General features: G+C 34.5%; 29 protein-coding genes, 2 tRNA genes and 2 pseudogenes. 31 read left to right on the top strand and 2 right to left on the bottom strand.

Annotated elements, in window-relative coordinates; translation table 11 throughout:
- The first annotated feature begins 2 nt into the window (after positions 1-2).
- From IPH11_02530 to IPH11_02380, 31 genes and pseudogenes are all read left to right on the top strand, one after another.
- A complete protein-coding gene (locus IPH11_02530; protein ID MBK6912589.1) occupies positions 3-1016 on the top strand; it encodes a permease in 1014 nt (337 codons plus the stop codon).
- A 24-nt stretch (positions 1017-1040) separates the two neighbouring features.
- Positions 1041-1262: a hypothetical protein gene (locus IPH11_02525; GenBank protein MBK6912588.1), complete on the top strand. Its 222-nt coding sequence runs from the start codon at positions 1041-1043 to the stop codon at positions 1260-1262.
- Positions 1249-1534: pseudogene (locus IPH11_02520) on the top strand (YeeE/YedE family protein). The gene IPH11_02525 and the pseudogene IPH11_02520 overlap by 14 nt, the downstream one beginning before the upstream one ends.
- A gap of 6 nt (positions 1535-1540) precedes the next feature.
- Positions 1541-2074 (top strand): annotated as a pseudogene (locus tag IPH11_02515) (YeeE/YedE family protein).
- 9 nt (positions 2075-2083) lie between these two features.
- A complete protein-coding gene (gene arsB / locus IPH11_02510) occupies positions 2084-3166 on the top strand; it encodes an ACR3 family arsenite efflux transporter (GenBank protein MBK6912587.1) in 1083 nt (360 codons plus the stop codon).
- Between the two features lie 31 nt (positions 3167-3197).
- On the top strand, positions 3198-3704 hold the full coding sequence (locus tag IPH11_02505) for a hypothetical protein (GenBank protein ID MBK6912586.1): 507 nt from the start codon (positions 3198-3200) through the stop codon (positions 3702-3704).
- Positions 3673-3861, top strand: a complete 189-nt coding sequence (locus IPH11_02500; GenBank protein ID MBK6912585.1) for a hypothetical protein — start codon at positions 3673-3675, stop codon at positions 3859-3861. Before IPH11_02505 ends, IPH11_02500 begins: the two co-directional genes overlap by 32 nt.
- 60 nt (positions 3862-3921) lie before the next feature.
- Complete coding sequence (locus tag IPH11_02495) at positions 3922-4662, top strand: DUF169 domain-containing protein (GenBank protein ID MBK6912584.1); 741 nt, start codon at positions 3922-3924, stop codon at positions 4660-4662.
- The gene (locus tag IPH11_02490) at positions 4659-5972 is read left to right on the top strand and encodes a TolC family protein (GenBank protein ID MBK6912583.1); all 1314 of its coding nucleotides are present in this window, start codon (positions 4659-4661) and stop codon (positions 5970-5972) included. Before IPH11_02495 ends, IPH11_02490 begins: the two co-directional genes overlap by 4 nt.
- A 118-nt stretch (positions 5973-6090) precedes the next feature.
- Complete coding sequence (locus IPH11_02485; protein MBK6912582.1) at positions 6091-7134, top strand: efflux RND transporter periplasmic adaptor subunit; 1044 nt, start codon at positions 6091-6093, stop codon at positions 7132-7134.
- Positions 7131-8486 (top strand): efflux RND transporter permease subunit, encoded by a 1356-nt coding sequence (locus IPH11_02480; protein ID MBK6912581.1) that lies wholly within the window; start codon positions 7131-7133, stop codon positions 8484-8486. Before IPH11_02485 ends, IPH11_02480 begins: the two co-directional genes overlap by 4 nt.
- Positions 8474-9760 carry an efflux RND transporter permease subunit gene (locus IPH11_02475; protein ID MBK6912580.1) on the top strand — a complete coding sequence of 429 codons (1287 nt, stop codon included), beginning with the start codon at positions 8474-8476 and terminating at the stop codon, positions 9758-9760. Before IPH11_02480 ends, IPH11_02475 begins: the two co-directional genes overlap by 13 nt.
- A gap of 8 nt (positions 9761-9768) precedes the next feature.
- Positions 9769-10182, top strand: coding sequence for an efflux RND transporter permease subunit (locus tag IPH11_02470; protein MBK6912579.1), 414 nt, complete (start codon positions 9769-9771; stop codon positions 10180-10182).
- 108 nt (positions 10183-10290) lie between these two features.
- Positions 10291-10992 carry a hypothetical protein gene (locus tag IPH11_02465; protein MBK6912578.1) on the top strand — a complete coding sequence of 234 codons (702 nt, stop codon included), beginning with the start codon at positions 10291-10293 and terminating at the stop codon, positions 10990-10992.
- A 32-nt stretch (positions 10993-11024) separates the two neighbouring features.
- Positions 11025-11381, top strand: a complete 357-nt coding sequence (locus tag IPH11_02460) for a putative zinc-binding protein (protein MBK6912577.1) — start codon at positions 11025-11027, stop codon at positions 11379-11381.
- Between the two features lie 3 nt (positions 11382-11384).
- The gene (locus tag IPH11_02455; protein ID MBK6912576.1) at positions 11385-11834 is read left to right on the top strand and encodes an OsmC family protein; all 450 of its coding nucleotides are present in this window, start codon (positions 11385-11387) and stop codon (positions 11832-11834) included.
- 71 nt (positions 11835-11905) lie between these two features.
- Complete coding sequence (locus IPH11_02450) at positions 11906-12460, top strand: thioredoxin family protein (protein ID MBK6912575.1); 555 nt, start codon at positions 11906-11908, stop codon at positions 12458-12460.
- Positions 12461-12636: 176 nt separating this feature from the next.
- Entirely contained in the window at positions 12637-13239 is a 603-nt protein-coding gene (locus tag IPH11_02445) for a TetR/AcrR family transcriptional regulator (protein MBK6912574.1), read from the top strand.
- Positions 13240-13293: 54 nt separating this feature from the next.
- Entirely contained in the window at positions 13294-13701 is a 408-nt protein-coding gene (locus IPH11_02440; protein MBK6912573.1) for a NifB/NifX family molybdenum-iron cluster-binding protein, read from the top strand.
- A 9-nt stretch (positions 13702-13710) separates the two neighbouring features.
- Positions 13711-14340 (top strand): TraR/DksA C4-type zinc finger protein, encoded by a 630-nt coding sequence (locus tag IPH11_02435; protein MBK6912572.1) that lies wholly within the window; start codon positions 13711-13713, stop codon positions 14338-14340.
- 127 nt (positions 14341-14467) lie between these two features.
- A complete protein-coding gene (locus IPH11_02430) occupies positions 14468-15217 on the top strand; it encodes a sulfite exporter TauE/SafE family protein (protein MBK6912571.1) in 750 nt (249 codons plus the stop codon).
- A gap of 41 nt (positions 15218-15258) precedes the next feature.
- Entirely contained in the window at positions 15259-16317 is a 1059-nt protein-coding gene (locus IPH11_02425) for a hypothetical protein (protein MBK6912570.1), read from the top strand.
- 127 nt (positions 16318-16444) lie between these two features.
- Positions 16445-17047, top strand: a complete 603-nt coding sequence (locus IPH11_02420) for a TraR/DksA C4-type zinc finger protein (GenBank protein ID MBK6912569.1) — start codon at positions 16445-16447, stop codon at positions 17045-17047.
- Between the two features lie 127 nt (positions 17048-17174).
- A complete protein-coding gene (locus IPH11_02415; protein ID MBK6912568.1) occupies positions 17175-18071 on the top strand; it encodes a cation transporter in 897 nt (298 codons plus the stop codon).
- A gap of 60 nt (positions 18072-18131) precedes the next feature.
- Positions 18132-18479, top strand: a complete 348-nt coding sequence (locus IPH11_02410; GenBank protein ID MBK6912567.1) for a winged helix-turn-helix transcriptional regulator — start codon at positions 18132-18134, stop codon at positions 18477-18479.
- Between the two features lie 63 nt (positions 18480-18542).
- Complete coding sequence (locus IPH11_02405; GenBank protein MBK6912566.1) at positions 18543-18860, top strand: carboxymuconolactone decarboxylase family protein; 318 nt, start codon at positions 18543-18545, stop codon at positions 18858-18860.
- Position 18861: 1 nt separating this feature from the next.
- The gene (locus IPH11_02400; GenBank protein MBK6912565.1) at positions 18862-19101 is read left to right on the top strand and encodes a thioredoxin family protein; all 240 of its coding nucleotides are present in this window, start codon (positions 18862-18864) and stop codon (positions 19099-19101) included.
- Entirely contained in the window at positions 19102-19512 is a 411-nt protein-coding gene (locus IPH11_02395; GenBank protein ID MBK6912564.1) for a thioredoxin family protein, read from the top strand.
- Between the two features lie 4 nt (positions 19513-19516).
- Positions 19517-20218 (top strand): cytochrome C biogenesis protein, encoded by a 702-nt coding sequence (locus IPH11_02390; GenBank protein ID MBK6912563.1) that lies wholly within the window; start codon positions 19517-19519, stop codon positions 20216-20218.
- 92 nt (positions 20219-20310) lie between these two features.
- Entirely contained in the window at positions 20311-20655 is a 345-nt protein-coding gene (locus tag IPH11_02385) for a hypothetical protein (GenBank protein MBK6912562.1), read from the top strand.
- Positions 20640-21239: a molybdenum cofactor guanylyltransferase gene (locus IPH11_02380; GenBank protein ID MBK6912561.1), complete on the top strand. Its 600-nt coding sequence runs from the start codon at positions 20640-20642 to the stop codon at positions 21237-21239. Before IPH11_02385 ends, IPH11_02380 begins: the two co-directional genes overlap by 16 nt.
- Positions 21240-21318: 79 nt before the next feature.
- On the opposite strand, the gene IPH11_02375 is transcribed toward IPH11_02380, so the two are convergent.
- Both IPH11_02375 and IPH11_02370 read right to left on the bottom strand, forming a co-directional pair.
- Positions 21319-21393: transfer RNA gene (locus IPH11_02375), tRNA-Val, on the bottom strand.
- A 79-nt stretch (positions 21394-21472) separates the two neighbouring features.
- Positions 21473-21545: transfer RNA gene (locus IPH11_02370), tRNA-Gly, on the bottom strand.
- Positions 21546-21562 lie beyond the last annotated feature (17 nt).

Here is a 21562-nt window from a genome sequence, read left to right as displayed (position 1 = left end):
AAATGAAAAATAAAATATTACTTCTCTCATCTTTTCTAATAGTTTGGATACTGCTTTATCTAAATCTTAACACAATTACAGATTTTTTAGTTTATTTAATTATTGGTTTAGAAAAAAACACACATCTAACAAATGCAATTTGGTTTTTCATTTTTGAAGTTCCAAAAGTATTGATGCTGCTTATACTAGTTGTCTTTGGAGTTGGCATAATACGCTCATATTTCTCGCCAGAGCGAACAAGAAAAATGCTTGGCGGAAAATCATTATTTGCCGGAAATGTTTTAGCAAGTTCATTAGGTGTTGTTACACCATTTTGTTCTTGTTCAGCAATTCCTTTGTTTCTCGGTTTTGTTCAAAGTGGTGTTCCTCTTGGCGTCACATTTTCATTTTTAATTGCAGCACCAATGATAAATGAAGTTGCACTTGTTTTACTTTTTGGACTGTTCGGATGGAAAACTGCTTTGTTATATGCAGCAACAGGTTTGTTGATTGCGATAACTGCTGGATATGTAATCGGAAGATTAAATCTGGAGAGATTTGTTGAAGGTTGGGTTTATGAAACAAAGGCTAAGCAAGTAGAATTTATAGAAGAAAAAATTCCATTCGAAGAGAGAATTGAATTAGGAATAACAGCAGTAAAAGAAATTGTTGTAAAAGTTTGGATCTACATTGTTTTGGGAATTGCAGTTGGTGCAGGCATTCACGGTTATGTACCGGAAAATTTTATGGCTTCCTTAATGGGTAAATCTGCAGGGTGGTCAGTTCCTCTTTCAGTTTTGATTGGTATTCCAATGTATTCAAACGCAGCCGGAATAATTCCCATTGTGCAAGCACTTTTAGAAAAAGGAGCTTCATTAGGAACAGTCCTGGCATTTATGATGAGCGTGATCGGTTTGTCATTACCCGAAACAATTATCCTTAAAAAAGTTCTCAAGATTCAATTGATAGGAGTTTTTGTTGGAGTTGTCGGACTTGGAATAATTATAGTAGGCTTTTTATTTAATCTAATTTATTAAATTATTTTTTTGTTGGAGTTCTCTATGAAAGTTGATAACTCAAAAGAGTGGCATTGGTTTACAGGAGGAATTTTAGTCTCACTTCTATCAGTTGCAACGTATTTTATTTTTGCTGCAATTGCAGATCGAAATTACCCGTTCGGTATTACAGCAGGATTTGGATACATAGCTGCATTGTTCGGAAACCTTTTGGGTGGATTCTCTGAAAATCCGATAAAAGAAACGTTTATGAATTTTTTATTTTAATAGGTTTGAATGGATACACCCTCTAAATTATAGGAACTTATTCCCCGAAAACATTCTGCAGTCTGGAAAAGTACACAAAAAGTGTTATAAAAGAGATTTTGTTTGTGTTGTTGGAAGTATCCTATTAGGTTATGGTGCAGCATTAGCTGGTGGCTGTACAACTGGAAATATCTTGCAAGGATGGGCACACTTTCACTTGAAGTATTGTTGCAGGCGCTTCATTTTTTGCCGCTGGAATCATAACTGCAAAATTTTATCCTAAACTTGGAGGCAGGATGATGCTAATTAATATTCTATTTGGGTTAATCGTAGGATTTTATTTGGTTTTATTCTAACAAAACCGGTGTTACAAAATATCCTCGCGTTAGGGAATGCTGCTCTTAAAAGATTTTAAGATTCTAAAATTTGTAACAGCCGTCATCTCTTCAATGATACTGTTTTATCTTTTAGGTGATTTCGGCTTATTAAAAGTCGTTCCTAAAAATTTAGAATGGGGCAAGCTTGTTGGCGGATTGATATTCGGAACAGGAATGGGAATCCTTGGTTACTGTCCCGGCACAATGGCAGCAAGAATTGGTGAAGGTAAAAAAGAAGCTATAATTGCCTTATTTGGAACGGCACTTGGAATTTTGATCTATGCATTAACTATAAAACCAGTTAAAGCAACTTTTTTATCTACAGAGATAAATGGAAATATTTTTCTTCAGCTAGGATTAAATAAATGGCTCGTTATAATTCCTGCTGCAATTTTATTTTCAGCGATAATATACTTTGTTAATAAAAAATTTGATGACAATAAGAAAATATTTTAGAGGATTTTGATGAGTTCATTAACAAAAAAACTTTCATTCTTAGATCGCTATTTAACACTGTGGATTTTTCTTGCGATGTTTATTGGAGTGTTCTCCGGATACCTTTTCCCTTCCGTAGTTGATTTCTGGAATTCATTTCAATCAGGCACAACAAATATTCCTATTGCAATCGGATTAATTCTAATGATGTATCCACCGCTTGCAAAAGTTAAGTACGAAGAATTACCTGATGTTTTTAGAAATGTTAAAGTGCTTTCACTTTCTCTTGTGCAAAACTGGATTATCGGCCCGATATTAATGTTTGTTCTTGCAATAATCTTTTTACAGGATTATCCGGAATATATGGCTGGACTAATAATGATCGGGCTTGCGCGATGTATTGCTATGGTTATAGTCTGGAATGAACTTGCAAAAGGCGATACAGAATATGCAGCAGGATTGGTAGCATTCAATTCAATCTTCCAGGTTTTATTCTTTTCAATTTATGCTTATTTATTTTTAACCGTTCTACCATCCTGGCTTGGATTAAAAACTTTTGCTGTAGATATAACTATCGGGCAAATTGCAGAAAGTGTTTTCATCTATCTTGGTATTCCATTTTTGGCTGGAATGTTAACCCGCTTTGTAGCACTAAAATTAAAATCAAAAGAATGGTACGAAAAGAAATTTATTCCAAGAATCAGTCCAATAACTCTTATTGCTTTGCTCTTTACAATCGTTGTAATGTTCTCATTAAAAGGAGAATATATTGTTCAACTTCCATTGGATGTTGTAAGAATTGCAATTCCATTACTCATTTATTTTGTGATAATGTTTTTTGTTTCATTTTATATGGGCAAAAAAATTGGTGCTGATTACAGTAAAACTGCAACGTTATCATTCACTGCAGCTAGTAATAATTTTGAACTAGCAATAGCAGTTGCAATAGCTGTATTTGGAATCAATAGTGGTGAAGCATTCGCAGCAGTCATCGGTCCGCTTGTAGAAGTACCAGTTTTAATAGCTCTTGTTAATGTTGCACTTTGGTTACAAAAAAAGTATTTCGGAAAAGTTGAAGAAGGAACTATGAAAGCTCCAGATATTTGTCCATAAAAAAATTAATTAATCTCTTAGGTGAGATTTTATGTTGTTAAAATTTTATCTAGTTATCCTCATTGTAATTACAGTTTCGATTACTGCTTCTGCTCAGGTATATGAATCAATTGAGAAGACATCAGCACAGTATTTTATTGATCTTTCTAATAAAAGCTCAGATGCTGATAATGATTTAATCAAACTAAGAGATTTACTTTCCCAGAGTTATGATAAAGTTGAGTTTGAGAGTAAATATCAAACTTCAATTAATCAATTTGATAGTCTGAAGAAGCATTTCAGTGATTATGAAAACACAATTTCGAACATTTCAAAAGATTCAGCTTTAGTCCTATTCAACCAGTGGTATCTCCACTTCTCAAATACTTTTTATAATTATGCTGATGAGAAATTCTTCTCATCAAACAAAACAAAGATACTTTTTTTCAGTGCATCAATGTCTTGCTACTGCACGCTTGAGATGTGTAAGAATCAATTAATTGATATTCTGAATTTTGTAAAGGAGAATGATAAACAATTTGGATTACTGGATTGTTGATTCTTATGAGCACAACGAACTGCAACTAAAGTATGAAACTTTTTTTGCACCATCGGTTCTCGTGCTGAATAAAAATAATGAATTGCTTTATAAAATCGAATATGATGAAAAAATGTTGGAACATTTAACAATGTTCTTAAATGGTTATAAAGGTTAAATAGATTTACAAAATAAAATATACTTTATTAGTAATCACAGAATACTTAGTGGGAATAATATGAAAACGAAATTTGAAAAGATTGCAGAAACATTAAAGGATTCAGTTGGTTTAGAATATGAGCCGGTAGGAATAAAATTTTATGAGACCTATTCACAAAACGGGATTCCAAAAGCTGATGATCATAGACTTTGTCAGTTAGTAATGCGTGCGCGTAATGGAGAAAAATTAATTCTAACTAAGGATGGTATTTCCTGTCCCGCCGCTGCTGCAGCTTTGGGATTTAAGCCGTTACCTAAAAATTTAGAAGATGGAACGATGCTTCAAGGATATGGAATTTTTAGAGATAAAAATTCGGCAGTAAATGTAATGAATGATATGCCGCACATTGAACAAGGTAAATATGAAGCTGTTGTTGCTATGCCATTAAAAGATTGGGAAGAAAATCCCGATGTAATTGTAATTGAAGATGAAGTTGAAAAACTTATGTGGATTGCTCTCGCTTATCTTAATGAAGATGGCGGAAGGTTAGATATGAGCACAAGTATTTTGCAAGCAGTTTGTGTTGATTCGGTTGTCCTTCCATTTAAATCTCAAAAAATAAATATGAGTTTTGGCTGTTACGGCTGCCGTGATGCTACTGATGCAAAGCCTAATGAGGCTATTCTTGGGATTCCATTTTCTAAACTTGATATGACAACTGAGAATTTGAAATATCTGAAAACAAAAGCAATTGATAGGTCGAGGGCAAAACAAGTATATCAGGCTTTTTCTAAACGAATTGAGGAAGCTAAAAAATGAAAAGTAAATTGATTTTATTCGGCTTTATGCTTTTGCTTTTAATTTCTTCAAAAGCATTCGCACAGACTGATAAGATTTATAAATTAGAGGAGCTTGTAAACATTGCATTCCAAAATAATCCACAGCTCAGAGCTAACGATAAGAACATCGAAGCAAGTTTGAAGCAAATTGATTATCTCGCCAAAGATTATCAACCACAGATATTTTTTGATTTGAACATTTCCCGATGGAAATATCTTCTTCCAAATAAACAAAAACTGCTTGGAAATTCTTTAAATGATATTTACGCTGATTTCAGAATCAATCAGCTTATCTATGATTGGGACAAGAATTCACTTCAGAAGGAGTATGTTGATGAGTCAGTAAATATCGATAAAAACTTTGGGAGAAAATTACGTCTGGTACTTTCTTATTCAATCACTAAAAGTTATTTGGAATTATTGAAAGCAAACCACACTGTTCAAATTCAGGAGGAAGCAATTGCACAGTTGAGAGAACATCTTAAAAATGCTGAAGCACTGTATGGCATTGGAAAAGTTTCCAACCTTGACGTTATCAAAGCTCAGGTTCAGATTGAGGTTGCACTTGATGAACTCGTGAAAGCAAAGAATCAACTTGATGTACAGAAGAATAATATCAATGCACGATGCGGTAATTTCCTTGGTGATTCATTCGGTGTGGTTGATAATATTGACGAATTATGGAATCAATATTCAGGTAAGACTTACAATATCGATGAGCTTAAAAGTTTGTTAGCTGCCCAGCATCCCGATCTGGAAAATATCAGAACACAAAAAGAATTGAGAAGCAGAGAATCAGATTTGTTAAACAAAGAATACTATCCAAATCTATATGCTTTTGGCATTACGAATGTAGAGGACGGCGAAATTCCAATGGGAAATTTTAACTGGAATATCGGCGTTACTGTTTCTTACTCTCTTCCATTTTTTCGAGGTTCAAATTTTAAAGAGAAAGTTGAACAGGCAAAGATTAGAATCGAGGCTTTGCAAGAAAATGAAAATGGGACTCTTCAACAGCTTGAATTAAATATTAAAAATAATCTGGTAAAGCTGGAGGATATTAAAAGCCGGTTGAGCGGTAATCAGAAAATTGTAAAACTTGCAGAAGAAAGTTTGACAACATCAAATATGAAATACAATATCGGTAAAGGCAGCAGTCTTGATGTGCTTGATGCGGAAACGATTTTAACAACTGCTAAGCTTAACTACAATCAGATTGTTATTGATTTGTTAACAACCATTGCTGAGTTGAATTACAATATTGGAAGCGATGAAATACCATTTAATTAATTACTGTCATTGCGAGTCCTGATTTATCGGGGCGAAGCAATCTTTCGTGTGGTAGATTGCTTCGCTCGAAGACTTGCTCGCAATGACAATAGAGATAAAAATAACGGAAATAAATTTTATGAAAGCAAAAGTATTTATATCAGTTGCCATTTTGGCTGTTCTGATAGTCGGATGTTCGAAAGAAGAAAAAACAGACAAGCCAAAACCAAAAGCACCGCTTGTAAAAGTTGAAGAAGTAAAACTTGCTTCAATTACAAAATCAATTAATCTTACCGGAACTGTTGAAGCTAAAATAATGACAACAGTTTTAGCGCCGACAGATGGTTACATAGAGAAACTGAATGTGAGCGAAAATGTTTTTGTGCGGAAAGATAAACTACTTGCAATCATCGGAACACAAGAAAGAACATCACTTGTGTCTCAATCAAAAAGCAAGGTAGAAATATTAAAATCACAACTTGAACAAGTATCTGACGCAAGTCCAGAGTATGCACAATTAAACTCGCAGCTTGAACAAGCGAAGAAAGAATTGGAGTATGCGGAAAAATTATTTCTTGGTGTTCCGGTAATTTCTCCTTTAAGTGGAACTATTACACAAAAGTTTATTGAAGCTGGAAGTGCTGTTTCTGCAAAACAAAATCTATTTACTATAGTTGATTTCAATTCGCTTATCATTAAAACTTCTGTGTCTGAAGATTTATTTTCTAAAATAAAATTAGGCGATAAGTTGAAAGTAAAGTTCAATTCATTCCCCGAAAAAGAATTTGCAGCAAGAGTAACATTGAAGTATCAGCAGATTGATCCGGTAACAAGAAATTTTCCAGTCGAATTGAAACTTACAAACGGCTCAAAAGATATTACTCCGGGAATGATGGCTGAACTTGAATTGATTACTGATAAAAAAGAGAAAACTATTACCGTTCTGAATGACGTTTTTATTGTTAATCAAAAAGATGAAAAGATAGTTTACGTTATTAAAGATACAGTTGCGCATCAAAGAATTGTTACAACGGGAATTTCAAACGATAAATTTACAGAAGTCATTTCTGGATTGGTTCAAGGAGAAAAAATTGTTGTGATGGGACAAGAACTTTTGAAAGATGGAATAAAGGTGATGGTTCAAAAACCGAAAGAAATGAATAAAGACGGGAAGAAAAAGTGAAACTCTCAACTTCAGCAATAAAAAGACCGGCAACAGTTATTATACTAATGTTTGCCATTGTTGTGGTTGGTATCCTCGGATACACGCAGCTTGCAACAAATCTTTTACCGGATATTACTTATCCAATGATAAAAGTTTATGTAACGTGGCGCGGAGCCACACCGGAAGAAATTGAAGACAACATCGCAACAGTAATCGAACGCAAGGTTGCAACCGTTGATGATCTTGATTATATGGAAACGCAATGCACTGAAGGTCTTTACGCACTTCAAGTTTACTTTACATACAATGCTAACCGTGATATTGCCTATCAAGATGTTCTTTCTAAACTTGGACAAGTAAGAAAGTTTTTACCCCGAGATGCTGAAGAACCTCTCGTATTCAAAGCTGATCCTTCGCAATTGCCGGTTATGGATTTGCTGATTACTTCCGATCAAATGGATTTAACAAAACTGAGGACGTATGTTGAGAATGAATTGCAAGATCATTTCACTTCCATTGAAGGAACTGCCGGGACAGAAATTACCGGCGGATTGAAAAGAGAAATTCGTATTCATATCAATCCGGTAAAACTACAAGGCTACGGTTTATCGGTTGATAAAGTTGCTCAACGTTTGAAAGATGAAAATATGGAACTGCTTGGCGGAAGAGTTACATCCGCAAGAAGAGATTACATTGTAAGAACAAATGGAGAATTTTCTAATGTAAATGAAATTGAAAATCTGATTATCTCAAAAGGTAAGAACGAAGGATTAGTACTCCTTAAAGATGTTGCAGATGTTAAAGACGGTTATGCTGTCCAACGAATAAAAAATAAATTAAATCAAACAGAAGGTGTTAAACTTTCTGTATTCAAGCAAACTGGCGCTAATACAATAGAAGTATCTGACCTGGTTGCAAAAAAATTGCAAGAGTTAAAAACTGTAATTCCTCCATCCGTAAATCTTGATATCATTTATGATCAAGCTGATTACATTCGTGCAGCAGTTGCCGGTGTTCGTGATGCAGCTTTAATTGCAGCATTGCTTGTTATAATTATTACGGCATTTTTCTTAACCGGCTGGAAAAGAGTTTTGATAGTTTCACTTACGCTTCCGGTTACACTGCTCGGAACATTCTTTTTTATGCAATTACTGAATTTTTCAATCAACATTTTTACTCTTGGCGGTTTAGTTGTCGCGATTACTGTTCTGCTCGATAACTGTATTGTTGTGCTTGAAAACATCACACGTATTCAAGAAGAAGAACCGGAAGAACTTAATCCGGTACAAAAAGGTGCAGAGCAGGTAAGCGGCGCAGTTTTAACGGCAACTTTAACTTTTATCGCTTTGTTTCTTCCATTCCAATATTAACAGTTGCAATTACGATTGTACTCTCGCTTATTGTTGCTTTAACATTAACACCAACACTTACTTCTTTACTGTTTAAGGAAGGGAAACCGGTTCAAATTAAAAAAGGAATTATCTCAAAACTTGCTGATGGATTTATCCAGCTTATCATCAAACCTTATAAGCCTCTGCTAAAATTGTCATTAAAATTTAGGTGGATTGTTGTTCTTGTTACTCTTGGATTATTTTATGTTGGAATAATATTCTTAGGCAAAATTGGTTCTGAATTTTTACCAAAAGCAGATGACGGATTAATTACAATCAAAATAAAAATGCCTACCGGTTCTTCGATGGAAGAAACGCATAAAGTAATTTTACAACTCGAAAAATTTGTAAAAGACCAGCCTTACATTGAAAAATATTCCTCTCTTTCCGGCGGTAAGATCTGGGGACTTGTAACTTATGAAATTGCGAATGAAGGCGAAGTAAATATTCAACTTGTTAATCCTTCAAAGCGAACAATGACGACAGATGAATATGTTGAAAACCTAACTCCGCTTGTTCAACAGAATGTAAAGTTTCCCGGCTTAAAGATGAAAACATTTCACACAAAGCTGAAAGGAATTAAGCAAACCGGCGATTTTGATATTGAAATTGAAGTTATCGCTCCACGAAGCGAACCTATTGAAAATATTTATGATAACGCAACTCGTGTTTCCGGTTTGCTAAAACAAGTTGATGGGCTTACCGGTATTGATGTTTCAATCGATATTACAAAACCGGAGTATCAGATTTTTGTTGATAGAACAAAAGCGATTGATCAAGGATTAAGCGTTAATCAAGTTGCGTCCACAATTAAATCAAGTATTGATGGGAATGTTCCAACTCAGTTCAAAGAGAAAGGTTATTACTATCCGATACGAATTGTTGTTGATGAGACAGATATTAAAAGTATTAGCAATGTTGAGAATCTTTCAATCTATCCGAACAACGGAAGTAAGATACGATTAAACACAATTGCAAAAGTTGAGCAACGTTCCGGTCCTTTGGAAATAGATAGGAAAGATCAGAACAGAGTAATTAAAGCGACGGCAAATGTTTCCGGTAAAACTGTCGGAGAAGCAACTGCAGATGTTGAGAAAATGCTTTCTACATTTTCGCTTCCGGCTGGTTATAAAATTAATTACGGCGGACAGTCGCAGATGCTAAGTGAAAATTTCAATACGATGATTATCATTCTTTTGATAGCAATGTTTTTTGCCTACGTGGTTCTTGTAATAAACTTTGAAGATTTTTAAAGCCGTTCATTATACTTATACGTGTTCCGCTTTCGCTGATCGGTGTTTCGTATGCGTTGTATCTTACCGATCAACCAGTTGGCGTAACGGTGATGATTGGTTTTATCATGCTTGCCGGAATAGAAATTAATCAAGGCGTTATTCTGATAACATTTATCGACCAGCTTCGTGAACAAGGAATGAGTTTGATAGACGCAATTCAAAAAGCGGCAGTTGTTCGTCTCCGACCAATTTTGATGACGGACATTGTTGGAATAATCGGTTTACTTCCACTTGCGTTAAGCATTGGCGAAGGAACAGAATTGTTAAAGCCAATGGCTATTGCTGTAATCGGAGGATTAGTATTTGGTTTGCTGCTGGTATTCCTCTTTCTACCAGCGCTGTATTACATTTTTGAAAAGAGAAAAGTTAAAATAAATTGATCACCCTCTGTGAATACTCTATGTTTCTCCGTGTAATAAAAAAGAAGTTACACAGAGAGCCACTGAGAAAACACGGAGTTTCACTGAAAAATTAAAAGGAGAAATAAAATGTTCAACAAAAAGTTCTTTTTCGTTTTGTTCGTATTAACAATAAGCAGTTTTCTATATTCACAAACAAAATCATTTGATGAGGAAATTGCCCCGTGGCATAAAAAAGCTGTAATGACTTGCGGTATGCTGCGAAATATGGATTCATTCGACCAGCAAAAATTCATTAAGAACATTGATGAACTCGAAGCGGAATTAAAAATTCTATCTGAAAAATATTCAGACAATCCACCGGCTGAATATGCAAATGATCCGCAGTGGAAAACTTATTTGGAAGATTTGATGGATAATACGAATGTAATCCGTGAAAGAATTGAAAAGAAAGAATACCGTCTTGCACAAAAATACTGTCCTTTTTATTGTATGACATTTGGGAAGATGCACAGAAATAACGGACGGACTGATTTGACGGATGTAATGTTTATGTGGAGAGCCGAAATAAAAAATGCAATGGATATGTTCTCTGCTGGAAATGTTGACGGCGCAAAAAATCATCTTGAAATGGTTGACAGAATGACCAGTAAAGTAAAATCATACCAGCAAAAAAAGGATGATCCAAAATTCGATGAACTCTTTACACCGGTGGAAGAAATTGTAAATGCTTGGAAAGAAGGAATTAAAAATGATAATGTTGAGCAAGTTAAAACTAACTTCAACAAATTTATGAATGAGTTTGGTAAACCTTACGTTTATACTTTGTAATTATAAAGAAGTGAATATAATGAGGATAAAAAATAACAGAAGGACAAATAGGTATTGTAGCTTGTTCTGGTGCATCAAATACGGGTTCATATTCAGATTTAGTTGCGCGTAAATTGATGCAGAGTGGTAAGGCAAAAATGTTATGTCTTGCAAGGTTTTCAGTTGATGAAAAGTTCGCTGAAAAATCCAAAGGGGAATATTCAAACATAGTAGTGCTTGATGGCTGCCCGATAAACTGCGCTGAAGAAACTTTGAAACTAAGAGGCAGTACAAATTACAAACATATAAACACAACAGATTTTGAAATTGTGAAGGGCAAAACTCCGGTTACGGAAGAGAAAGTAAACGAAATAGTTAACTATATTTTAGATTATATAACAAAAGGATAAAAATTGAGCACACAAAAAAGAGAAATGAAAGTTCTAATAACCGGTGAAAGTGAAAATCCGACAAAGATGAATATTCAAGCCGGTAAATTCAAATTGATTATCGATGAGCCAAAAGGAATGGGCGGAACTGATGAAGGTCCATCTCCGATTCAAGTTTTGTTAATGTCCCTTGCCGGTTGCTTAAATGTTACCGGACACGAAATTGCACGGCAAAAAGGATTGAAACTGAATAGTATAAAAGTAAAGATTGAAGGAGTGATAAATCCTTGTACTTTTCTCGGCTGTTCATTTGAAGAGCGTGCGGGATTTCAAAACATAGTTGTAACAGTAAATGCTGATATGCCCGGCGCAACCGAAGAAGAAAAAGAATCTTGGTTAAAAGAGACTGAAAGCCGCTGCCCGGTTACTGATAACATAAAAGCTGATACAGCAATTACTGTCGTAAGTGAATAGAAGTAGTCTGATAGAATGCTTCACTTCGTTCGCATTGACTGAATATCATTAATTTATTAAAAAGGTATAAAATGAATTGGTTAAATAATCTTGAACAAGCAAAAGAAGAATCATTAAAATCACACAAGCCAATTCTTCTTCAATGTGAAATGGATAATTGTGGTGGTTGTAAAAAAATGAATGCCACCACATATAAAGATCAAAATGTTATTGATGAAATGAATGAGTGGTTTGTTCTTCTTAAACTTGATCTGATAAAAGAGAGGGAAGCAAGAAAAACACTTGGTGCTTACTGGACGCCATCTTTTTACTTCTTAGATCAAAACGGAAATTCATACTACCATTTTAATGGTTACTTGCCGACAGATGAATTCAGAGCAATGTTAAGATTAGGAATTGCGGAAACAATAATGCCTCGCGGTAAATATGATGATATTATTAACATCGTTGCCAAAGATATCCATGAGTTGAATAAAACATCTTTCTATCCAAAACTTTTAGTTGCAAGGGAAACAGCCAGATATATTAAGATAAAAGATAATTCACAGTTAAGAAAAACATTGAGAGAAATCCAAAGTACTCATTCTCAATCAACAGAAGCTAAAATGTATTTCTGGGATGAGTAAAAATCTTTTGGTAAGCTGAAATTTCAAATACTTGCCATTCGAATGTCTATCGAAAGAAGCAAATACTATATATCGCTTTAATTATTCACAAAATTATTTTAAAAAAGACTTGACAATTAAATTAAAAGATGTATTTTAGTAAGTGAGTGTTTACTTATTTATTTAAAGGGATTAAAATGGCAGCAGAAAGATTAGATACAGAAACAAGACAAGGACAGATTAAGAAAGCTGTTTTGGGAATTATTTCCTCCGAAGGAATTGGTAAGCTTTCTACCCGAAATCTTGCTTCAAAGATTGGAGTTACAGAAGGTGCGCTTTTTCGTCATTTTTCATCTAAGAAAGAAATAATGCTTTCTATTCTTGCTGATGTCAAAAATGAACTTATAAAAGATCAGGAGGAGATCACTTACTCATCTACTCTTAGTGCAGAACAGAAATTATTTAAGTTCCTTTGCACACACATAAAATATCTTATTGAAAACAAGGGTGTAACAATACTTCTTTTCTCTGAAGCAGCTCATATGAATGATTCACAACTAAAGAAAGGTTTGCGGGAAATCCTTCTTACTCAAAAAGAATATATAAGCAGAATTATAAAGCAAGGAATGAATGAAGGGGTTTGGGATAAATCGCTTAATGTTGAAAATGTCGCCACTCTTTATATGGGAATTCCAATTTCTCTAAACATTGAAATGATACTGGAACCCGGAGTTACAAAGCAAGAAAAATTCTGTGAACGTATGATTGGTTTAATAAAAAGAGCATTAGAAAAGAAATAAAAATTTTTAATCAATATAAGTGAGTAATCGTTTACTTAATAAAAGGAAATCTAAATGGAAAACAAAAACATCAACATTGCATTAGTAACAGATGACGGAGTAACAATCAGTCAGCATTTCGGTAGAGCAAAATATTATGAAGTGCTGTTTGTTGAAAACGGTAACGTTGTAAAAAGAGAACGGCGTGAAAAGCTTGGTCATAATAATTTTGTGCAGGAAGAACATCATCATTCAGATGGACAGCACGGATTTGATGAACATTCACATTCCAAACATATCAGTATGGCAGAAGCAATTAAAGACTGCCAGATTTTACTCGCACGTGGAATGGGAAATGGTGCTTATCAAAGTATGCTTCAACTTAAAATTAAACCGGTTGTAACGGATATAAAAAATATTGATGAAGCTGTTCAAGCTGTCATAAATAATTCAATAATAGATCACACAGAAAAATTACATTAGGAGATTATTATGTTTCAATTACCAGATTGGACTTTTGAATTTCACGGACATCGCTGCCCGTTTATGCCAATCGGTTATAGAATGGGAACCTTGGCAATGGAAAAATTAGGTGTCAAAAAAAGTTTGGATCATCAGATGCACGTGTTTTCTGAGATGGGAGTTGGTCATCCACAAGGTTGTATGCAGGACGGAATTATGTCCTCAACCGGCGCAACATTCGGTAAAGGAATGATTGAAAGATTGAACTATGGAAAAGTAGCTGCAATCTTTTGGTATCCGGGTAAAAAAGATGCGGTAAGAATATTTCTGAAAAATGAATTTCAAGATAAACTTGCTCCGCACGAATTTTTCAAATACCGCAAGCAGGGGATTGAACCTTCGGAAATTCCCGAAGAAGTAAGAAAAGATATTATTGATATTGTTCTTAATGCTTCTAACGAAGAATTATTTAATGTAACTATCTTAGAAGATTTCAAATACACACCCGTCAAAGGTTCTTTCAATAAAGCAAAATGCGAAGTCTGCGGCGAGTATGTTTTTGAAAGATACTTACGTGTAAAGGACGGAAAGAAAGTTTGTATTTCTTGTTCAGAAAGAACAAAGGAAGAAGTTATAATTCATTTACCAAATATTGGATAAATCAAGATAGTCATCGCGAGGAACGAAGCAATCTCCAAAGATAAAATAGATTGCTTCACCCACTAAACCTGCCTGCGGTGGCAGGGTGGGATTCGCAATGACAAGAGAAAATTAAAAGAGAAATAATATGTTATATCTAATTGTATCAATAATAATTTTTATAGTGTCGTTCGTTTTTGCGATGCTTGGTCTTGGCGGAGGAATGGTTTACGTGCCGGTTCTAAAGTGGGCTGGGTTTCCTATGAAAGAAGTTGCAATTCCGCTTGGACTTTTATTAAATGGTTTAAACACACTTCTTGCACTAATTCCTTTCTCCAGAAAAAAATTAGTGGATTGGAAAGGAGGCGCAGCTATGGCTATCGCTGCATTAATCTTTTCCCCTATCGGTGCATACACTTCTAAGTTCGTTCCGGAAAAACCATTGATGATTTTGTTTGCAATTGCAGTTGTAGTTGCCGCTGTTAGAACTCTTTGGGCTTCAAATCAAAAAGAACCAGAAGAAGTAATGCCATTGAAGAAGCGTTCATTGATTGGAAGTGGAGTTGGAGCTTTTGCGGGTTTTGCAGGTGGATTGCTCGGAATCGGCGGCGGATTTATTATCGCTCCAATTTTAATGTGGATGGGCTACAAGACAAAAGCAGCAGCAGCTACAACCGCTTTTGTTGTTACGTTCTCTTCTTTCAGCGGATACTTAGGACACGCTGCTGAAGGTGAAATGAACTGGACGCTAACAATTTTAGTCGTAGTTGCAGTCATCATCGCATCGCAGCTTGGAGCAATGTTTATGTCCGGCAAAGCAAAACCTAAAATGGTAAAACAAGTTTATGCTGTAGTGCTTTTAGGAATTGCAGTTAAAATGATTTGGGGTGTGTTGTGAGAAGAATTTCTGCAATGTCATTCCCGCGAAAACGGGAATCTATGTCTTGGTTATTTGCAAATTGGGCTGCAAGGAAATGGATACTCGCTTTCGCGAGTATGACAAACAGAAGATTATTTTTGATACTCTATGTAATAATTATTTTTTCATTCAGTTCAACCTTTGCACAAAATGCTGAACCAAAATTACACGGCTACATCCAAACAAAAGTTACAACTGATTTTGAAAATACAAATGATTTTATGATTCGCAGAGCAAAACTTTGGGTTGATGGAAACGTGCCTTCATTAGAAAATGTATCGTACAAAATTCAAATGGTATATCGTTCGTTCAAAGATGAATCGGTAATGCTGCAGGATGCTTTTGCAGATGTGAAGTTTAATAACTTTGGTTCACTTCGCGCCGGAAGATTTGTGCCGGATTTTATTTTACAAAGAATGCAGCCAGATTATATGATTCCGGTTTTGGAACGAGCATTAGTAGTAAACGCTTTGGTACATGGTACAACATCTATGGCAAGGCAAATTGGTGTTCAGTTTACTTTTCAACCTAACCACATCCCGTTAAACTTAAGCTTGGGTATTTTCAACGCAAATCTTGAATCGCCGGGAAAGAATAAAGACTTGGATTTACTTTATACTTCCCGCGCTCAATTAAATCTGATTAAAAATGATAATACGTTGATTGAAGTCGGAGTCTCCGGAGCTTATCGTTATGCAAATTCAATAACGATGAATACTATTTACGATGCGAATGACCAAATTACCGGAAAAGATTTTCGTTTTGGATTTGAATATCAAATGATTTACAAATCTTTTGGTTTTCAATCAGAATATATTCAAGCAAATATCAACAAAGATAGAGCCTGGGGGTATTATGGTTTAGCAACGTTGTATCTTATTTCTGATCTACAATTAACTGGATTTATAGAAAAATATTCTGACCTAAATTCAGAAACGACAGGTAATGAATGGTACGGCGCAGGTATGAATTATTACTTTACGGATAAAACAAAGCTGATGACTGATTTTAAAACGCAGTTTTCGACTGCTGAAAATAAATATTTAGGTGAATTACAATTTCAAATATTTTTTAACTAATTGAGTTTGTCATTCCTGCGGAAGCAGGAATCTATAAAACAGTGGATACCCGCTTTCGCGAGTATGACAAGACTAAAAGAAGAAACATAATTAACATAAAGTCATAACAAAATAAGGAGTTACTAAAATGACAAATCCACAAGAATGGTTAGAGTTCGGACAAAAATTTCACGGACACAAATGCCCCGCTATGCCAATGGGCTTAAGAGTAGGCGCAGCAGCAATGAATAAACTTGGTGTTGATAGAGCACAAGACGGACAAATTATTGCGTTCGTTGATCTTGGTGAAGATCATTGTGCTACTTGCTATGCAGACGGACTGCAAGTAATAATGGGTACAACTTTCGGAAAAGGCAACATCAAAAAAACACACAAAGGTAAATGGGCTGTAACAGTTGTTAACAAAGCAACAGGAAAAGCAGTTCGTGTTACTCCAACTGCGGAAGCAATGCTTGCAAATAAACAAACCGACTTTTTCAAAGAGTACAGAGAAAAAGGAATTCCGGCAAGCAAAGTTCCGGCAGAAGTTGTCGATCCATTAATTAATAAAGTGATGAATGCACCAGCAGAAATGTTAGTAAAAATTTCTGATGTGTTTGATTACAAACTTGAACCACACAAAGACAGCTTTAACGGATTCGTTTGCGAAGAGTGCGGCGAAATGACAGTCGAAGGATATGGAAGAATTAAAGATGGCAAGCACGTTTGTATTGATTGTGCTGCTAAATAAATTTGTGTAAGGCATTGCGCGTCCCGACGAACTTAGTCGGGACGAAGCAATCTATTGCAAATTATGTTAAGATTGTTTTACTTCACTGCGCTACATTCGCAATGACTAAATAAATAAAGGATAAATTATGTCACACAATCACTCACATAATAGCGGTCATGAAACTTCAGAGAAAAATCTGTTCATAACTATGGCTCTGAATTTTTTCATAACAATAGCAGAAGTCATCGGCGGTTTTATTTCGGGAAGTTTGTCATTGATATCAGATGCATTACACAACTTTAGTGATGGCATTGCAATTATCATTACTTACATTGCAATGAGGTTGAGCAAAAAACCAAAAACATTCAAATATACTTTTGGTTTAAAACGTGCTGAAATTATTGCGGCAATTATAAATGCAAGCACGCTCATCATTATTAGTTTCTTTTTAATTAAAGAAGCGATTGAACGGTTTTATAATCCTTCACCAATTACCGGAAGCTTAATGTTGATTGTTGCGGCTTTAGGTTTGATTGCAAATGTGGCAGGAACACTGCTTTTGAAAAAAGGTTCTGAAGGTAATCTCAATATTCGCGCAGCCTATTTTCATCTTCTCAGTGATGCAGTCTCTTCACTCGCCGTAATTATCGGAGCTGTATTTATAATCTTTTACAAAATTTACTGGATTGATCCGCTGTTAACAATTCTTATTTCTCTTTACATCTTAAAAGAAACTTATGAGATAGTTAAGGAATCTCTTGAAATTGTTATGATGTCTGCGCCAGAAGGTATTGAGTTAAATGAATTGAAGCTTTTAGTTGAATCGATAAAGGGCGTAAAAAATATTCACCATATTCATCTGTGGAAGCTAAACGATAACGACACGCATTTTGAGGCACACATTGAAGTTGAAGATATGATTGTTAGTAGAACAACAGAAATTCAAAAACAGATTGAAAAAAATCTGCACGATAAATATGAAATCAATCATACAACACTGCAATTTGAATGTGATAAGTGTGAAGTAAAAAATATAGTTTAAAAATTATTTTGAGTACAATTCTTCCTTCCATATATTTCGGTATATAACGAAATAGAATAAATGGAAGAATCATCAAATATCTTCAAAGTACTATCCGACAAAAACCGGCTTAGAATTATTAAAATGCTTCAATCTCGACCGCTCTGTGGTTGTGAAATTATGAGTATTCTCAATTTAGCGGCATCAACAGTTTCGCAACACTTAAATCTATTGAAAAAAGCTGGCTTTATTGTTGAGAAAAAGGAAGGAAGATGGACTAATTATTATATAAATCGCAGTGCAAATGATGCACGGGTTATTGCCATTTTAACTTCACTTGATTTTTGGATAGGGGATTTAGACAAAATTGATGAGGATAGAATTAATCTAAAATCTGTTAATAGACATTTAATAAAGTGTAAGAAATAGTCTATAATTATTTCGCTAATTGACGAAGCATTTAAAATAATAACCAATAATAAAAGACATATTATGAACAACAAAACACCTATGGAATTACTAAAACATTTTGCACCTGAGTTTGCTGAGAATCAGATGCAAGAAAAAGCTCTCATCTTTGAGAATGAAAAATATCAGAAAGTACCCAATAAGTATAAAATGCTTGTTGGTATTGGAGTTGCAAGTGCTTTGGGCAGTGATACTTGCACCCAAATGTGGTCTAAAATGGCAAAGCAAAATGGAATATCAAACGAAGAAATTGTTGAAGCAATGCAGGTCGCACGTTATATGAAGCAGGCAACTGTAAATGATACAATTGCAAATTCATTAAAAATTTTAGACGGAGAATAAAATGATTTCGGTAAAAGTTCTTGGTACAGGTTGCAAGAAGTGCCAAACTCTTGAAGCAAAAGTCAGGGATTTAGTTGCAGCTAATCAGATTGATGCAACGGTAGAAAAAGTAACAGACATTCAGGAAATGGTGAACTACGGTATAATGATGACACCCGGACTAATTATAAATGAAAAAGTTAAAAGTTTTGGAATAATACCTAAAGACGACCAACTTATTAGCTGGTTAAAGGAGGCTTAAATGAAATACTTTTCAATAATTGGATTAATAGCTGTTGCTGTTTTATATTTTTCTTTTACTACAAGTGATAATAATAAAAACAGCAGTAACGAAAATATTATTAATCAGGCTGGCACTTTTAAAGTTACGTTTGTCGAACTTGGATCAGTCAATTGCATCCCCTGTAAGCAAATGCAGCCTGTTATGAAATCAATTGAAGAAAAATATGGTGATCAGGTTAAAGTAATTTTTTATGATGTTTGGAAGGAAGATCAAAAAAAGTATGCAACTCAATATGGTATTAAATTGATTCCCACCCAGGTTTTTCTTGATGCAAATGGAAAAGAGTTTCATCGACATGAAGGATTCTATCCTGAAGCAGAGATAGATAAAATTTTGCAAGGCAAAGGATTAAAACCGAAGAAAAGTTAATTATATGATTGAAGAAATATTCACAGTACTAAGTAACGCCCTGTACGAAAACTATTGGATAGCATTGATGGCATCATTCGGATGGGGAGTTTTGTCTATTCTGCTTTCGCCCTGTCATTTATCAAGCATTCCACTTGTTGTTGGGTTTATAAGTTCGCAAGGTAAAATTGCACTTAGTAGAACATTTTATATCTCACTGATTTTTTCAGTTGGTATACTTATTACAATTGCTGCAATTGGAATCATCACAGCGTCACTCGGAAGATTAATGGGTGATGTCGGATCAACGGGAAATTACCTTGTTGCAGGAATTTTCTTTCTTGTTGGACTTTATCTTTTAGATATTATAAAGTTTGATTGGAACAACTCAGCATTAAGACAAACAAAATCTAAAGGATTATTAGCTGCACTAATCCTTGGATTACTTTTTGGAATTGCGCTTGGACCTTGCACGTTTGCTTATATGGCACCTGTACTTGGTATCGTATTTCAAACTGCACAAACAAATTTTGCATCTGCCTCATTGTTGTTGTTAGCTTTTGGTATCGGTCATTGCTCAGTAATTGTTGGAGCCGGAACTTTATCAAAAAAAGTTCAGCAATACTTAAACTGGACTGAAGAGTCGAAAGCAATTTTATGGATAAAGAAAATTTGTGGTGTGCTGGTAATATTGGGTGGGGTTTATTTAATCAATGTAACATTTTAAAAAAGTCTCAATGCAATTTCACATTTCTTAAAATAAGTTCGTCATTTTAAATTTCCATATATTTGATTTAAAAGTAAATCAATATTACTGAAATGAATAGACTGCTTAATTTTTTCGCTTTAGCCCTAATTTTATTTTTATTCGCATGCTGCAACTCTGACCGCAATGTGAAAGAGATAATTCTACAGGATGAAAAAATATCTTTTTATTCAACACAATTATCATCGCAGCAAAAAATTTATGTTGAAATTTCCACGATGATTTCACCGATTGAGACTTTCAATCTTTATAAAGATTTGATTGATTACATCTCACCTAAGCTTGGTGTGCCGATTGAATTCAAGCAAAGAAAAACTTATGCTGAAGTGAATGAATTGTTGAAAGAAAATAAACTTAAACTGCAAAATGAAGAAATAGTGAAATGTATTTTGATATAACCGGAGTAATTCTTGCCGGCGGCAAAAGCTCTCGAATGGGAGTGAACAAATCTTTTTTGGAATTAGGAAATCGAAGCATCATCGAGCGTATTGTTGATTTGTTGAAATCAATTTTTTCTGAAGTAATAATAATCACAAACACGCCTGATGAATACAAATTTCTCAACCTTCCTTTATATAAAGATATTTACAAATGGAAAGGACCACTCGCCGGAATTCATTCAGGATTACTTAACTCAAAAACCGAACAAAATTTTATTATTTCATGTGATGTTCCTTTAATGAGCAAAGAAATGATTGAATACATTATCGAATACAAAAGTGATAAACCGATAAAATTTTGTGAAACTGCAGGTTATCATCAGCCATTGGTTGGACGCTACTCAAAAAAGATTTTAAAGGAAATTGAAAAATTTATCTCAAACAATGAAATGAGTGATAAGTCATTCCATTGTTTCTTAAAAAGTGTGGATGCAGAAATTATTCATCCTGAAAAATTACTTTTCTATAAAGATGAATTATTTTTTAATCTAAACAGGCCTGAAGATTATGAAAATCTAAAATTAAAATTCGATCAGAATTAATACAGTAGTCTTTAGATTAAGAATTGAGATGTTAATAGTAGAATAAAAAATCCCACTTTAATGTGGGATAATTTTTATGTGGGCGCTCAGGGATTCGAACCCCGGACCCTCTGCTTGTAAGGCAGATGCTCTAAACCAGCTGAGCTAAGCGCCCAAATTTTCTTGATATTTATCTTGAAAATTTGTGTTACAAATATGAAATATTTACGTCAACTTTCCAAAAAATTATCTTGAGCGGGCGACGGGATTCGAACCCGCGACATTCAGCTTGGGAAGCTGACACTCTACCAACTGAGTTACGCCCGCAAAAAATTATTCAAGGT

This window comes from Ignavibacteriales bacterium (assembly GCA_016709155.1).
GTDB lineage: Bacteria > Bacteroidota > Ignavibacteria > Ignavibacteriales > Ignavibacteriaceae > JADJEI01.
The sequence above is the reverse complement of the archived record's forward strand: the minus strand, read 5'-3'. Positions and strand labels throughout refer to the sequence as shown.